General features: G+C 59.4%; 12 protein-coding genes and 1 tRNA gene. 12 read left to right on the forward strand and 1 reads right to left on the reverse strand.

Features of this window, described 5'->3' with window-relative positions; genetic code table 11:
• The 3 genes from DXC67_RS09530 to DXC67_RS09540 all read left to right on the forward strand — a co-directional run.
• Positions 1–471: transposase (locus DXC67_RS09530; protein WP_147327785.1), on the forward strand; the 471-nt coding region annotated here is incomplete at its 5' end.
• A gap of 216 nt (positions 472–687) precedes the next feature.
• A complete protein-coding gene (locus DXC67_RS09535) occupies positions 688–1,365 on the forward strand; it encodes a copper homeostasis protein CutC (protein ID WP_117638192.1) in 678 nt (225 codons plus the stop codon).
• Between the two features lie 3 nt (positions 1,366–1,368).
• Positions 1,369–2,166, forward strand: a complete 798-nt coding sequence (locus tag DXC67_RS09540; RefSeq protein ID WP_117638193.1) for a DUF4931 domain-containing protein — start codon at positions 1,369–1,371, stop codon at positions 2,164–2,166.
• Between the two features lie 30 nt (positions 2,167–2,196).
• Here DXC67_RS09540 and DXC67_RS09545 read toward each other — a convergent pair whose 3' ends face one another.
• Positions 2,197–3,195 (reverse strand): bile acid:sodium symporter family protein, encoded by a 999-nt coding sequence (locus tag DXC67_RS09545; protein ID WP_117638194.1) that lies wholly within the window; start codon positions 3,193–3,195, stop codon positions 2,197–2,199.
• A 276-nt stretch (positions 3,196–3,471) separates the two neighbouring features.
• Here DXC67_RS09545 and recJ point away from each other — a divergent pair, with 276 nt between their 5' ends.
• From recJ to rplT, 9 genes are all read left to right on the forward strand, one after another.
• Positions 3,472–6,759: a single-stranded-DNA-specific exonuclease RecJ gene (gene recJ / locus DXC67_RS09550; RefSeq protein WP_117638195.1), complete on the forward strand. Its 3,288-nt coding sequence runs from the start codon at positions 3,472–3,474 to the stop codon at positions 6,757–6,759.
• A gap of 15 nt (positions 6,760–6,774) precedes the next feature.
• Positions 6,775–9,135, forward strand: coding sequence for a bifunctional (p)ppGpp synthetase/guanosine-3',5'-bis(diphosphate) 3'-pyrophosphohydrolase (locus tag DXC67_RS09555; protein ID WP_117638196.1), 2,361 nt, complete (start codon positions 6,775–6,777; stop codon positions 9,133–9,135).
• A gap of 84 nt (positions 9,136–9,219) precedes the next feature.
• Positions 9,220–9,903, forward strand: coding sequence for an MBL fold metallo-hydrolase (locus tag DXC67_RS09560; RefSeq protein WP_117638197.1), 684 nt, complete (start codon positions 9,220–9,222; stop codon positions 9,901–9,903).
• 195 nt (positions 9,904–10,098) lie between these two features.
• Positions 10,099–10,965 carry a class II fructose-1,6-bisphosphate aldolase gene (gene fba / locus DXC67_RS09565; RefSeq protein ID WP_117638198.1) on the forward strand — a complete coding sequence of 289 codons (867 nt, stop codon included), beginning with the start codon at positions 10,099–10,101 and terminating at the stop codon, positions 10,963–10,965.
• Positions 10,966–11,316: 351 nt separating this feature from the next.
• Entirely contained in the window at positions 11,317–12,750 is a 1,434-nt protein-coding gene (locus tag DXC67_RS09570; RefSeq protein WP_117638199.1) for a transglutaminase-like domain-containing protein, read from the forward strand.
• 39 nt (positions 12,751–12,789) lie between these two features.
• Positions 12,790–12,876: transfer RNA gene (locus DXC67_RS09575), tRNA-Leu, on the forward strand.
• Positions 12,877–13,307: 431 nt separating this feature from the next.
• Positions 13,308–13,877: a translation initiation factor IF-3 gene (infC, locus tag DXC67_RS09580; protein WP_006234423.1), complete on the forward strand. Its 570-nt coding sequence runs from the start codon at positions 13,308–13,310 to the stop codon at positions 13,875–13,877.
• Between the two features lie 32 nt (positions 13,878–13,909).
• On the forward strand, positions 13,910–14,101 hold the full coding sequence (rpmI, locus tag DXC67_RS09585; protein WP_006234422.1) for a 50S ribosomal protein L35: 192 nt from the start codon (positions 13,910–13,912) through the stop codon (positions 14,099–14,101).
• A gap of 46 nt (positions 14,102–14,147) precedes the next feature.
• On the forward strand, positions 14,148–14,507 hold the full coding sequence (rplT, locus tag DXC67_RS09590) for a 50S ribosomal protein L20 (protein WP_006234421.1): 360 nt from the start codon (positions 14,148–14,150) through the stop codon (positions 14,505–14,507).
• The last annotated feature ends 462 nt before the right edge of the window (positions 14,508–14,969 follow it).

Consider the following 14,969-nt stretch of genomic DNA (forward strand, 5'->3'; position numbering starts at 1 on the left):
AACAGGCAGGTCAGGTTCCTGGCCGCCCGGATATCGGAGGCCCTCGACGAGGCCGGGGCCCTCGAGGCCGAGACGGCGGCGCTGCTCGAGGGCGACGAGACCTACGCGTGCCCGCTCACCGTGCCCGGCATCGGCCCGAGGACCGCGGCGCAGCTCGCGGTGTCGGTCGACATCGGGAGGTTCCCGGACCACGACCACCTGGCCTCGTACTGCGGCATAGCCCCGAGGGTGAGGAGCTCCGGAACGTCGGTGAGGTCGGTCAGGGCGTCCAGGCGCGGCGACGCGAGGCTCAAGTCCCTGCTGATCTTCTCGTGCAACAGCCTGGTGAGGTCCTCGGGGCGCTACGGCGAGTACTACCGGGCCTGCAGGGCGCGGGGCATGGGGCACGGGCGGGCGCTCAAGGCCGTCGCGAGGAAGCGGCTCAGGGCGATATACGCCGTGATGCGCGACCGGGTGCCCTACCGGGAGTAGCCCCGACGGTTGACAAAACTATAGGAACACCCAACGACTACTTCTATACAGCAAAAAGGGGTGCTGACCATTTCGGTCAGCACCCCTTTAAGTTGCGGTGAAATAGGGACTGAATACGGGCTCCAGAGGCCAAAACAGTCCCTATTCCACCGCAACTTCATGGGGATGTGTGACAATGCCCGTCGGAAAACATCTGCTGTCTTTGGGGGTCTATCTATGCTGTACGAGTTTTGTGCCGAGAACTTTGAGCGGGTGCCGGCGGCTATCGATGCCGGTGCAAGGCGTATTGAACTGTGCGACAACCTTGCCGTCGGTGGCACTACACCCTCGGTCGGTGTTATCAGCGCTACAGTCAGCTATGCTCACGAGCATGACGCGCGAGTGATGTGCATGATTCGCCCGCGTGGCGGTGACTTTCATTACAACCAAGACGAGCTGCGCATGATGGAGATGGACCTGGGCCTTGCCGTAAGCGCCGGCGTTGACGGCTTGGTCTTTGGCTGCTGCAAGCCCTGTGCCGGCGGCTGGGCGCTCGACGAGCTCACCCTTGGCGCCCTCGTTATGGCTACGGGTTGCGCGACCGAGGAGTGCAAGCGCGAGTCCCTTGACATCACCTTCCACATGGCATTTGACCAGCTTTCGCCCGAGGCTCAGCTCGATGCGATTGATACACTTGCCGACTGCGGCGTTACGCGCATCCTCACGCATGGCGGCGCGGCCGGTACGTCGATCGAGGATAATTTCGATCACCTGGCTCGTTTAATCGAGTATGCGGGCGATCGTTTGACCATCCTTCCCGGCGGCGGCATCACTACGGCAAATCGCGACGCGGTCGCAGCGGCGCTAGGCGTCTCCGAGCTCCATGGCACCAAGATCGTGCCGTTGGAGGTATAACCCGTGGCGCTGGTATTTGACGTTCAGCAGGCGAACGGTAAGCCCGACGATAATCGTCGCCCTGGCACCGCGTGCCCCTTTTGCGACACGGAGGGGCTCGCCAACATCATCGAGCGCGATGGTGACTGCATCTGGCTCGAGAATAAGTTCAAGACCTTGCGGGCCACCCGTCAGACCGTATTGATCGAGTCGGCCAATCACGACGCCGACCTGGCGACCTATGAACCGGATGAGCTGCATCATGTGATGCGGTTTGCCCTGGGCTGTTGGCAGCAGATGATCGATTCACAGCAGTATCGCAGCGTTCTCATGTACAAGAACAAGGGTCCGCTCTCGGGCGGTAGTCTCGTTCATCCGCACATGCAGATTGTAGGTTTGGAGCAGGAAGACGGCTATGCTTCGCTGACTTCCGCCAATTTCGAAGGAATCAATGTCTGGCAACAGGGGAGAATCTTGGTCAATATCTCAACCGAACCGATCATGGGGTTCTTTGAGATCAACGTTTCAGCCCCGCAGGGAATCGCCGCCAGCGATGACGCACGAGACCAAGCCGAGGCGGATCTCTTTGCCGATGCGATCCAGGTAGCTCTGCGCTATATCCTAAACGGGCACCACGGTGGTCGCGCAGAGTCGTACAACTTGTTCTTCTATCACCTGGGCGGTCGGACCATTGCCAAGGCGCTGCCGCGTTGGGTGGTTTCGCCCTACTTTGTCGGCTATCGTTTGGCCCAAGTCAATGCCGAGACGACGCTCGATATCGATGCTGAGCGTCTGCGTGCGCATCTGGAAACGCTCGTATAGCAAGACTAACACCCACGTAATGCGGACAGCCTAGCGCGCCATGGCGTCGCGGCCAGCCTCGACCCGCTTGCGCTGGGCGGCGCGCTCCTCGCCGGTCAGGCGCTCAAAGAGGTGTCCGATAATTGAGGCCAACACCTGCTGAAACAGCGTGCCGCACATGACGGGGAACACGACCTCGCCCGGAAAGTACTGCGTGGCGATGACGGCACCCGAAGAGATGTTGCGCATGCCGCAGGTAAAGCACATGGTAGTCGTCTCGCTATATGGCAGATGCAGCGCACGTGCGACCAGAAAACCGACGACAAAGCCGCTGATGGCGAAGACCAAAATAAAGAGGGCGACTTCCAGGCGCACCGCGTTCATGTGTAGCACGTACTCGCTCATAGCGGTGGAGTTGGACGCGATGACGCCCATCATCATGAACTTGCAGGCGGGCGAGAGCGCGGGAGAGAGTTTCTCGTGGCCCCAGCCGCGCGTGAGTTCATTGATGACAATACCGAGCACAGCGGGGATGGCGATCATAAAGGCCATGTTCTGCATCATGCTCGGCACATCGATCGAGACGGTGGCGCCCAGCAAGAGCTTGAGCGTGAGCGGAATCGTCACGGGCGAGATGACCGAGGACGTCAGGATAATGGTGAGCGCAAGCGGGCCGTTGCCGCCGAACATGCTAATCCACATAAAGGCAGTGACTGCCACAGGCACGCTGTATTCGAGCACAATGCCGCAGACAAGGTTGGGGTTGGAGCCAAAGAACAGTGAGCCCATGGCATACGCCGCGATGGGGATGATTACAGCCGAGACAAATAACGCCAAAATCAGATGCAGGGGACGGCGGAACACCTCGGCCACCTGGTGAAAGGTGTTACTGAGCGCGCCTTGGAAGGTCATAAAGGCAAACAAGGTGGGAACGATGGGCTTGAGAACGCCGATCTGCTGAGGAAAGAGCACGCCGAGCGTCACGCAAATCGGAACGATGATCTGCATGTGCCCCGCGAGAAACTTGCCCAGTCCAACCCATTGCTTCATATGCGCTTGTGACTCCCTTTGCTCGTGAATCCGTTTTGAATGGATATGCTAGACGCTCGCGTGCGTCCGTGCGTCAGAAACGCTTGAATATTTCGAGGCTATTACCGGCATCGTTTACCGAAACCGCGGCGTACTGCGGCGATTTGCGTCCGCGCTGCACGGTATAATAAATTCGTTCAACAGATCTGCCTGCCGAAGCGGGCATACACAGAGGACTCATCGCTATGAACCGTGAGAGGTATCGCGGCGACCTGCCCCTATCGGGGGTGGGCGCCTATGTCATCGCTTAAGACGACGCATCGCTGGGCGGTCGCTCAGCAAAACCCCGAACTCGAAAAGGAGCTTTCGGCTGGCCTGGGAATACCCGGGCTGGTGGCGCGCATTATGGTTGCGCACGGCATTACATCCATCGAAGAAGGCCAGCTGTTTTTGACGCCTTCGCTCGATCGCGACTGGGCTGACCCACTCATTATCCCGGGCATGTCGGTCGTTGCCGACCGCGTCGAGCGTGCTATTCGCAACCACGAGCACATCGCGGTCTTTGGTGATTTTGACGTTGACGGTATTACGTCGACCTGCCTGTTGACCGAGGCACTGCGCACGTTTGGCGCCGATGTCACGCCGTTTATTCCGCATCGCTTTGACGAGGGCTACGGTCTTTCGCGCGCGGCGCTCGACCGCGTTAACGAGCTCGCTCGCCCCCAGCTGATCGTGACCGTCGATAACGGCATTGCCGCCAAGGAAGAGGTCTCCTATCTGGAGAGCCTGGGGATCGATTTGGTGGTCACGGACCATCACGAGCCCTCCGATCAGGTGCCGCAGGGCGTGCCCCTGACCGACCCTAAGCTCGAGGTCGAGGGGCCTTCGCGTGAGCTTGCCGGTGCCGGCGTGGCGCTCAAGCTGGTGCAAGTCCTGGGTGAGCGCTTGGGCAAGCCGTCGTATTGGCGTTCGCTAATCGAGGTCGCGGCGCTGGGCACCGTGTCCGACATGATGCCGCTCACGCCCGAGAACCGCGCGCTGGTTGCCGAGGGCATCCAGCAGATGCGCGTAACCGCTCGTCCCGGCTATATCGCGCTTGCCGCGCTCGCCAAGGCGGACCTTTCGAGCATTACGGCGGATGGCCTATCGTTCTCGCTCATTCCCCGCTTAAACGCTGCCGGCCGCATGGCTGATCCCAAGCTGGCGCTCGACCTGCTGCTTGCCCGCGATCCTATCGAGGCAAGTGCACTGGCAGCCGAGCTCGAGGAGATTAACCGTCAGCGCCGCGAGATCGAGGCGGAGCTCACACGCGACGCCATGGCAAAGGTCGAGGAGACCTATGACGGTGGGCGCGCAATCGTCGTGGGCGGCGAAGGCTGGCACGAGGGCGTCAAGGGCATCGTGGCGAGCCGCCTGACCAACCGATATCACGTGCCGGCGCTGCTCTTCTCGATCGAGGACGGCGTTGCGCGCGGATCGGGTCGCTCGGTGGGCAAGGTCAACCTGTTCGACGCCGTCGAGCGTTGTTCCGACCTGCTGATTCGTCGCGGCGGACATGCCGGTGCGGTGGGTGTGACCATCGAGGCATCCAAGCTCGATGAGTTCCGCCGCCGCCTTTCCGCCGTGCTATCGGAGCTTCCCGCCGAGGACTTTGAAGACACCGACGAGGTTGCCGCCACCGTCGACCTCTCCGAGTTAAATATCGAGACCATCGAGCAGATTTCCCGTCTTGAGCCGTTTGGCCAGGGCAATAAGGTGCCGTTGCTGGCCGCCGAGGGCGTGACGATGTGTGATCGCGCCGTGGTGGGCAAAACCGGCGAACACATGCGCTTCGTGGCGACCGATGGCGCCGCGAGTGTGCCGGCCATCATGTTCCGCGTGCCGCAGATCGATAGGCTCATCAATTGCGACAGCGCCGTCGACTTGGTGTTCGAGGCCGTGGCCGAGCATTGGCAGGGACGCGTGAAGCCCAAGCTCATGATCAAGGATGTTCTGGTCCGCGATACCACGCTGCCCAGCGTCGACGATCCGGCATGCGAGCTTCGTCGTGGCGTGCAGCCGGCGGATTCCGGCCTGCGCCTGGAGTCGCGTAAGCGCGAGACGCTCGCCCAGCTTTCCTATACCGAGCTCACGCGCTCGCTTATCCATAGCTTTATCGGATCGAACCAGCCGCACCGCGCGCAGGTTGAGGCGCTCGATGCCTTGGCCGACCACCAGAGCGTCTTGGCCGTTATGGGAACGGGCCGCGGCAAGTCTCTCATCTTCCATGTACATGCTGCGCGCGAGGCTGTCCTTCGCGGACGTGCGAGCATCTTTGTCTATCCGCTGCGTGCGCTTGTTGCCGACCAGGCCTATCACCTCTCGTCGACGATGGCAGCGCTTGGCATTGGCGTTGGCGTGCTGACCGGCGAGACCGTGGAGGCCGCACGCGATGATGTGTTCGCCGGCCTAGCTTCGGGCCGCACCGGTATCGTGCTCACGACGCCCGAGTTCCTATCTATCTACCGTGACCGCTTCGCGCGTTCGGGCCGCATCGGCTTTGTCGTTATCGATGAGGCGCACCACGCCGGCCTTGCCAAGGGCGGCGACCGCAGCGCCTATCTCGACATGCCCGATATCCTCAAAGCCCTGGGCGACCCGGTTGTTATGGCTGCGACGGCCACCGCAACGGCTCCGGTCGTGGCCGAGCTTGCCCGCATGCTGCCGATCACTCGCACGGTGGTCGACGAGACGGTGCGCGAGAACCTGCAGCTCGAGGACGACCGCGACCTTGCGAGCCGCGAGAACCGTTTGGTGTCGATCGTGGCGACGGGGGAGAAGACCGTCATCTACGTTAATTCGCGCGACCAGTCCGTGGCGCTCGCCAAGACGTTGCGCAAGCGTGTGCCCGATTGCGCAACCCATATCGCGTTCTATAACGCGGGTCTTGCGCGCCCCGATCGCCGCCGCGTGGAGGAAGCATTCCGAGACGGCAGCCTCAGTTGCATCGTCTCGACTTCGGCCTTTGGCGAGGGCGTCAACCTTCCCGATATTCGCCATGTCGTGCTCTATCACATGCCGTTTGGCGCGATTGAGTTTAACCAGATGAGTGGCCGCGCCGGTCGCGATGGACAGCCCGCCGTGATTCACCTGCTCTATTCGTCGCGCGACGCCCGCATTAACGAGCGCCTACTCGACTGCTATGCGCCCGAGCGCGACGAGCTCGTCACGCTCTATCGCGCGCTGCAAACCATGTGGCGCTCCAACCGCGGCAAGACCGGGGACGATTCCTTTAGCGCGAGCGATATCGACATCGCGCAGATGTGCCTTGCCATCGATGCTCGCACGCCGGTCGACGAGCGCTCGGTGGAAAGTGGCCTGGGAATCTTCGAAGAGCTTGGCTTCTGTCGCGTTTCGGGGTTTGACGACACCCGTCGCATCGCGATGGCCGAAAACCCCGGCCGTGTGCAATTGAGCAGGTCAATTCGCTATTTGGAGGGCTTGCGCTCGCGCATGGAGTTCTCGGCTTTCCGGAGTTGGGCGCTCGATTCGTGCGCTTCTGATATGCTAGCCAAAGTTAACCGCCCGATCGTACCGCGGGCCTAGGGGAAGGGGACCTCGATGGATGCCGCAGCCCGTACCGCCCATGATTCCGCCCTCCAGCCGTTCTCGGAGATGGAGCACTATAAGCATGCCGATGAGCTGCCGCCCGAGATTATGGCGGACAGCTACGACAAGCTGGAGCGCCTGTGCCTCAAATATATGAATGAGGACGACTTTTCTAAGGTGGAGCAGGCCTATTGTTTTGCTGCCGAGAAGCACTGCAACCAAAAGCGCCGCTCGGGTGAGATGTACATCAACCATCCCGTCGAGGTAGCCATCATTTTGGCCGATCTCAAGATGGACTGTGACGTGGTGTGCGCCGCGCTGCTGCACGATACCGTCGAGGATACCGAGACCTCGCTTGCCGATGTTTCCGGCCTGTTTGGCGATACGGTGGCCGAGCTCGTCGATGGCGTGACCAAGCTCACCAACATCGAAGTCGACAGCATGGACGAGAAACAGGCGCTCACGCTGCGAAAGATGTTCCTCGCCATGTCCAAGGACATCCGCGTCATCATCGTTAAGCTTGCCGACCGTCTGCACAACATGCGCACCCTTGCGGCCCTGCGTGAGGACCGTCGCCTGTTTAAGGCCCGCGAGACCATGGACGTGTATGCGCCCCTGGCCGACCGTCTGGGCATGAGCTCCATTAAATGGGAACTCGAGGATCTGTCCTTCTTCTACCTTGAACCCGACGCCTACCAGCGCATCGCACGCATGGTGGCGGAGTCGCGCGAGGTCCGTGAGCGCTATCTGGCCGAGACCATCAAGACACTCACCGACGAGCTCAACCGCATTGGCCTGGAGGACTTTCAGATCAACGGCCGTTCCAAGCACTATTGGTCCATCTACCAAAAGATGAAGCGCAAGGGCAAGGAATTTTCCGAGATCTACGATCTGGTGGCACTGCGCGTCATCACGCATTCGGTGCGCGATTGCTATTCCACGCTCGGTGCGGTGCATACGCTGTGGCACCCCATGCCCGGGCGCTTTAAAGACTATATCGCCATGCCCAAGGTCAATAACTACCAGTCGCTCCACACGACGGTTATCGGCCCCACGGCTCGTCCGCTCGAGATTCAGATTCGTACCTACGAGATGCACGAGCAGGCCGAGTACGGTATTGCCGCCCACTGGCTCTATAAGAAGTCGGGCGGATCGTCCGCGTCTAAGACCAATGATGCCCAGCGCTTGGACGACCAGATTAACTGGCTCAAACATTCGCTCGATTGGGCTGCGTCTGATGAGATCACCGACGCCAAGGAATACCTGCATTCGCTGAAGGTCGACCTCTTCGATCAGGAGATTTTCGTCTTTACGCCCAAGGGCGAGGTCATGGCGCTTCGTGCCGGCTCCACGCCGCTCGACTTTGCCTACGCCGTTCACACCGAGGTGGGAAACCACTGCGTCGGCGCCAAAATCAACGGTGCGGTGGCTCCGCTCACGCACGAGATTAAGACGGGTGACCGTGTCGAGATTCTGACTAACAAGAGTTCCAAGCCGTCGCGTGATTGGCTCAAGATCGTTAAGACACCTTCCGCCAAGTCAAAGATCCGCCGCTATTTTGCCGCTGCGACCAAGGACGACGACGCTGCTGCTGGTCGCGATATGCTGGCTAAGGACCTGCGTAAGCGTGGCTATGGCATTTCTACGCCGCGTTCGACGCGTGCGCTCAACGCCGTGGCGGAGCAGTTTAACTTCAAGCAGCTCGAGGACCTGTTTGCCGCCGTCGGCGCCGGCAAGGTTGCCCCGCGCGCTGTGGGCAATAAGGTCGAGCAAATCTTGGACCCCAAACCCGAGGAACAGCTCACCAAGGCCGAGGCTATCGCCGAGGTCGTCAAGCAGCCTGCCCGCGGCTCCAACCGCAAGCCGCAAAAGCGCGGCAAGAGCGCCAGCAACGGCATTATCGTCAAGGGCGAGAGCAACAGCGGCCTGCTGGTCCGTCTGGCCCATTGCTGCAACCCCGTGACGGGCGACGACATCGTCGGCTTCATCACGCGCGGTCGTGGCGTTTCGGTGCATCGCGCCAACTGCCCCAACGTCAAGGGTCTTATGGAGCATCCCGAGCGCATGATCGATGTGAAATGGGACGGCGCTGCCGACACCCTCTTCCAGGTCGAGATCGTGGTCGAGTGCCTGGACCGCATGGGCCTGCTCAAGGATGTCACCATTGCCATTGGCGATGCGGGTGGCAATATCCTTTCTGCCGCCACGTCGACCAACCGCGAGGGTATTGCAACCCTGCGCTTTATGGTCGAGATCTCGGACGCGAGTGGTCTGGATCCGCTGCTGGCCTCTATCAGCAGCGTTGACTCGGTCTACGACGCGCGTCGCTTGATGCCCGGCGAGGGTGGAGCCCAGCTTAAGCGCCGCGTTTAGTCGCGACGAACGTGCCACATTATCGATATTCGCTACACTCGAGGCATCGTTTGATGCCTCGAGTTCTATAGAGAGGAGAGGGACATGAGTGCTGTGTCCTTGGATTTAACTCCCAAGGGATCGGTCGAGATCGAGACGCTCGTAAACGGTCCCATTCAGACCAATAGCTATGCTGTCATTTCGGACAATGAGTGCGTGATTATCGACCCCGCATGGGAAGGCGAGCGCTTGGTGGAGCATATTCGAGCCGAACACCCCGATGTGCAGGTGCTCGGCGCCGTTTGCACGCACGGTCACGCCGACCATGTTGGCGGTGTCGCTGGAGTTCGGGCCGCCGTTGGCGCCGACGTCCTGTACGAGCTGTGTGGCAAGGACGCAGCAGTGCCGCATGCGAATATCGAGGAGCAGCGAGCGATGTGGGGCATCGAGACGCCCGATCCAGGTGAGCCGACGCGGCTGCTTGCCGAGGGCGACACCATTGAGCTGGGCGACATTTGCCTGCAGGTAATTGAGGTGCCCGGGCACACACCGGGCGGCATCGTTCTGTTCGCCGCCACTGAGCAGGGGAACATTGCCTTTGTGGGCGACACACTATTCCCGGGTGGGCATGGCCGCACCGATCTTTCTGGAGGAGACGAGGCGGCGATCCTGCGCTCGCTCTCCAAGCTCGCCCGGCTTCTCCCGCCCGATACCGTTTGCCTTACCGGCCATGGCGATTCGACCACCATGGCACGCGAGCTCATGCAGAGCCCTTTCATGCAGATGTAGCTTACTAGTCGGCTTTTGAAGCACGAGAAGCGTCCAAACGTCAAGCTATTTTTCCCCAACAGGTCGATTCCGTAGGGCAAACGGTCAAAAAAAGTCTGTTTGGACGATATTCGTGAACAAACGAACGTTTATGCTCGGGTGCGCCGTGGTAAAATCTCAGGCGTTATCGGAGCAACCTTACAGGAGGTTTCTTTTATGCTCGTCAACGCAGCAGACATGCTCAAGAAGGCCGAGGCCGGCAAGTACGGTCTCGGTGCCTTCAACACCAACAACCTCGAGTGGACCCTGGCTATTCTCCAGGCCGCCGAGGAGGCCAAGTCTCCGCTGATCCTTCAGTGCACCGCTGGTGCCGCTAAGTGGATGGGCGGTTTCAAGGTCTGCGCCGACATGGTCAAGGCTGCCGTCGAGGCCACGGGCGTTACCGTTCCCGTCGCCCTTCACCTCGATCACGGTTCTTACGAGGACTGCTTTAAGTGCATCGAGGCCGGCTTCACGTCCATCATGTATGACGGCTCTCACGAGGAGACCTTCCAGCTTAACCTCGACCGCACCAAGGAGCTCGTTGAGCTTGCCCACTCCAAGGGCATGTCCATCGAGGCCGAGGTCGGCGGCATCGGCGGCACCGAGGACGGCGTGACCTCCAGCGGCGAGCTCGCTGATCCTGCTGAGTGCAAGCAGATTGCTGACCTGGGCGTCGACTTCCTCGCATGCGGTATCGGCAACATCCACGGCGTGTACCCTGCCGACTGGGCTGGCCTTTCCTTCGAGCGTCTGGGCGAGATCAAGGCCGAGACCGGCGACCTGCCCCTCGTCCTGCACGGTGGCACCGGCATCCCCGAGGATCAGATCAAGAAGGCCATCTCCCTGGGTATCTCCAAGATCAACGTCAACACCGACCTGCAGCTCGTCTTCGCCAAGGGCGTTCGCGAGTACATCGAGGCTGGCAAGGATCAGCAGGGCAAGGGCTTTGACCCCCGCAAGCTCCTCAAGCCTGGTCGCGACAACATCGTTGCCCGCACCAAGGAGCTCATGGAGGAGTTTGGCTCCGTCAACAAGGCGTAAGCGTCGCTAAACTTCCCGCCGGAAGCCCCGTCCCCCTACACTGTTTCCTTTGCGCTCACCTGGCTTTGCCAGAAGTCGCGCCAAGAAAACAGCTCCGGGGGACGGGGCTTCCTTCGTTTAACGCCGCAGGGTTACGAGTCTGAATTAAGATGGCTACTGGCTTTGCCAGAAGTCGCGCGACGGAATCAGCTCCGGGGAAACGGGGCCTCCTTTGTTAACTTGCTACAGGGTTACTGGTCTGATTTTAGTTATATGGTTACCGTTCAGCGGTGTTGATGGCTCCCTTGTTGGGGCTTTCTTTTTATCTCGCTACAATGGGCTTCAAGCGTTCTAGTGACTTGGAGTTTTGGTATGGCTGTTATTAATGTACTGCCTTCGGATGGGAAGGTTATTGACGAGGGTCCTGTTGGCTGCTCTGTTGATGTTTGCAGTGATGATTTTCGCCATCTCGATATTGGGCTACCGCCTGAGATTCTTCGTCTTAAGGATGCCGGGTATTTGATGCAGGCTGTTGCTGCCTGCGATCGCCTTCTGGAGCAGAACCCCGAGCCTTCGCTGGCTGCTTGTGTTCGTGCCGAGCGGTATCGCATGCTCGAGACGCCGCTTCATTTTTCGGTGCCGCGCGATCAGGCTATTGCGATGATTCGCGAGGAGTGGCCAGAGTTTACCGAAGAGCAGTTTGATGACCTGATTAATCGTAAGCGTATTGACTGGCGCTTTATCGATGGTGAGCTGTTCGTTCTCGACAACTTCCTCGATTCGCTTCGCGTATATCCCAAAGAGGTTCCCGGCATGCGGCCCGATTCTACGGACGGAATAGCACTGCGCAACGAGATGCTCAAGGAGATGGAGTCACAAAACGGATTGGCTCGCGTCATTACGCTTAAAGCGTCCGTGTCTGTCCCCGGTGCTCTAGATGGAGAGACTGTTCGCGCGTGGCTACCCGTTGCCGCCGCCTGTCGTCAACAGTCTCATATCGAGGTTCTCGATATGACGCCGGAGGGTGCTGTTGCCCCCGCGAATGCTTCGGCGCGTACCGCCTCGTGGTCTTCTTCGAGTGAGCGCTCATTCTCGGTGACCTATCGCTATCAAATTGATGCCGCTTATCGTGATGTCTATGGGGGTGCGCTTCCGGTGCATCCTTGCATGGACGCGCCACTGCCCGTGGACACCTCCGAGGACCGTCCGCACATTGCATTCACGCCGTATCTACAGCAGCTGACAGCCCGTGTCATTGACGGGCTCGAGGATCCGCTCGATCGCGCCCGTGCTATCTATGATTACCTGACGCAGTACATCGACTATCGCTATCAGCCGCCGTACTTGCTTTTGGGATCTATTGCCGATGACTGCGCGCATTCGCTCCGCGGCGATTGCGGCGTTATGGCGCTCACGTTTATCACCATGTGCCGTATCGCGGGCGTGCCTGCCCGTTGGCAGAGCGGCCTGTATGTTGCGCCCGATTCGGTGGGGTCGCACGACTGGGCAGAGTTCTATACGCCGCAGACCGGTTGGCTCAACGCCGACGTGTCATTTGGATCTTCTGCTCGCAGGATGGGGGAGGAGTGGCGCCGCCGTCACTACTTTGGCAATCTCGACCCGTGGCGTATGGTGGCCAACAATCGATTCCAGGCAGAGTTTGAGCCCTCTTTCGACGGCATGCGCGAGGACCCTTACGATAACCAGATGGGTGAGGCTTCGGTCGACGGTCGCGGATGCCGTCGGCGCGAGATGCTCCGCACGGTCGAACTCATCGAAATGCTCGAAGTTCCATTTTCGGACTAATCGGTAGAAAGCTGTGATAAACTAACTCACGCATTGCGTGCCCGAGTGGCGGAATTGGCAGACGCAGTGGACTCAAAATCCACCGTTGGCAACAACGTGCGAGTTCGAGTCTCGCCTCGGGCACCATTCATGCAAGCGAGCGTTCAAGGGGGTTGCGGCCCCCTTTTTCGTGCCGAACTCGCGTGAGCGCGCGAAGCGTTAAGCAAACAGGCCTGTGGCCTGTTTGTAGCGGAGCGTGGCGAGGGCGCCACGCGCCCGAAGCCCGGGGCTTCGCGAAGCGAAGGCCCTTCGAGTCTCGCCTCGGGCACCATGCATGCAAGCGAGCGTTCAAGGGGCTCAAGGACCCTTTTTCGTGTACGTAATGTGATAACGCGCTGTACGTGTTATTATTCGCAAGGCGTTGTTCCCGCAATGCCCTAAAGAGGAACCCGAGGGTTCCCACCTTTTGGCGCCAATGAGCAGCTGACTGGTCATACAACTTAGATTCCCTTCCTCAAATCGAGGAAGTCTATGTGTACGACCTGGTTGCTGAGAAGCGCCGGGTTATTTTTTTATGAATGGAGGTAGGGAAAATAGCTAAGTCTGATGACACCCGCATCAACGACGAGATCACTGCATCTTCGTGCCGTTTGATTGGCGTCGATGGCTCTCAGCTCGGCCTGTTCGCCATCCGCGATGCCCAGCGCGTCGCCGACGATCAGGGTCTCGACCTGGTCGAGATCGCTCCCAACGCGGAGCCGCCGGTCTGCAAGGTCATGGACTACGGTAAGTTCAAGTACCAGCAGGCCATGAAGGCCAAGGCTGCTCGTAAGAACCAGTCCAAGGTCGAGGTCAAGGAAATGAAGTTCCGACCCAAGATTGACGTTGGCGACTACGAGACCAAGAAGGGCCACGTTCTGCGTTTCCTCAAGAAGGGCGCACGCGTTAAGATCACCATCATGTTCCGCGGCCGTGAGATGGCTCACCCGGAGCAGGGCCTTAACGTTCTCGAGCGTCTCGCCGAGGATCTCAAGCCTTACGCTACGGTCGAGTCCAAGCCTAAGATGGAAGGCCGTAACATGCTTATGCTGCTCGCCCCGATTAAGGGCGCCTTCGATGAGGATAAAGCGGCAAGCGATACCAAGTAACTAGTGTTCTGTAACCGATTAAGGAGTATTTCATGCCTAAGATGAAGTCCCACAGCGGCACCAAGAAGCGTTTCCGCAAGACTGGTACCGGCAAGCTTATGCGCGCCAAGGCTTTCAAGAGCCACATCCTGAGCAAGAAGTCCACCAAGCGTAAGCGTGGCTTCCGTCAGGAGACCGAGATCGCCGCTGCCGACCGCAAGGTCATCAAGTCGCGTCTCGCCTAAGTTCGCGTTCCCGTTTTTCGTTTTACCGTCTAGGAGTTGATAGAACATGGCACGTATTAAGCGCGCTGTTGCCGCCAAGAAGAAGCGCCGTACCGTTATGCACCGTGCGAAGGGTTACTATGGTGCCGCTTCGCGTACTTACAAGCATGCTAAAGAGCAGGTCCAGCACTCCCTGCAGTATCAGTATCGTGATCGCCGCAACAAGAAGCGCGAGATCCGTTCTCTCTGGATCACTCGTATCAACGCTGCTGCTCGCCTGAACGACATCTCTTACTCTCAGTTCATGCACGGCCTGAAGGTTGCCGGCATCGAGCTCGACCGCAAGGTCCTGGCTCAGATGGCTTACGAGGACATCGAGTCCTTCAACGAGCTGGCTACCATCGCCAAGAAGGCTCTCGAGGCCTAATAGATTCTCTTGAATCGCTAGGGGAGTGTCGCGTTGTGCGCGGCACTCCCTCTTTTTATCTGAAGCGCGGTTTACATTGCTAAAAGCGCGGGTAGATAAACACATATAGGTGACCGATCTCTATATATTCCTGAACCAAAGGGTCATCATCTGATATGTGCGGAAGATCCGCACCAGTCTTTCTATTACCTATAGAAAGCGATATGTTGTGTAGGACTTGTGAAGAGTGGAATTGACGACCCACAGGGCTTCGCGGTCTGGCAATATATCTCCTTGCCGCGCGGCCCGGTCGGACCGGATCAGCCGCAAAGCGTGCACCTTGAGAACCGGATACTGCGAGGATGGACACATTCAGTGTCGCATCCGGGCAGACATCGAACCATTTGAAATGGTCTAACTTGGATTTGTTTTTCGCAAGGCCGCCGAGAGGCGGCCCCGAGAAATTCCTTTTCCTATACTAAA

This window comes from Collinsella sp. TF07-1 (assembly GCF_003437235.1).
In the GTDB taxonomy this organism is placed as follows: domain Bacteria; phylum Actinomycetota; class Coriobacteriia; order Coriobacteriales; family Coriobacteriaceae; genus Collinsella.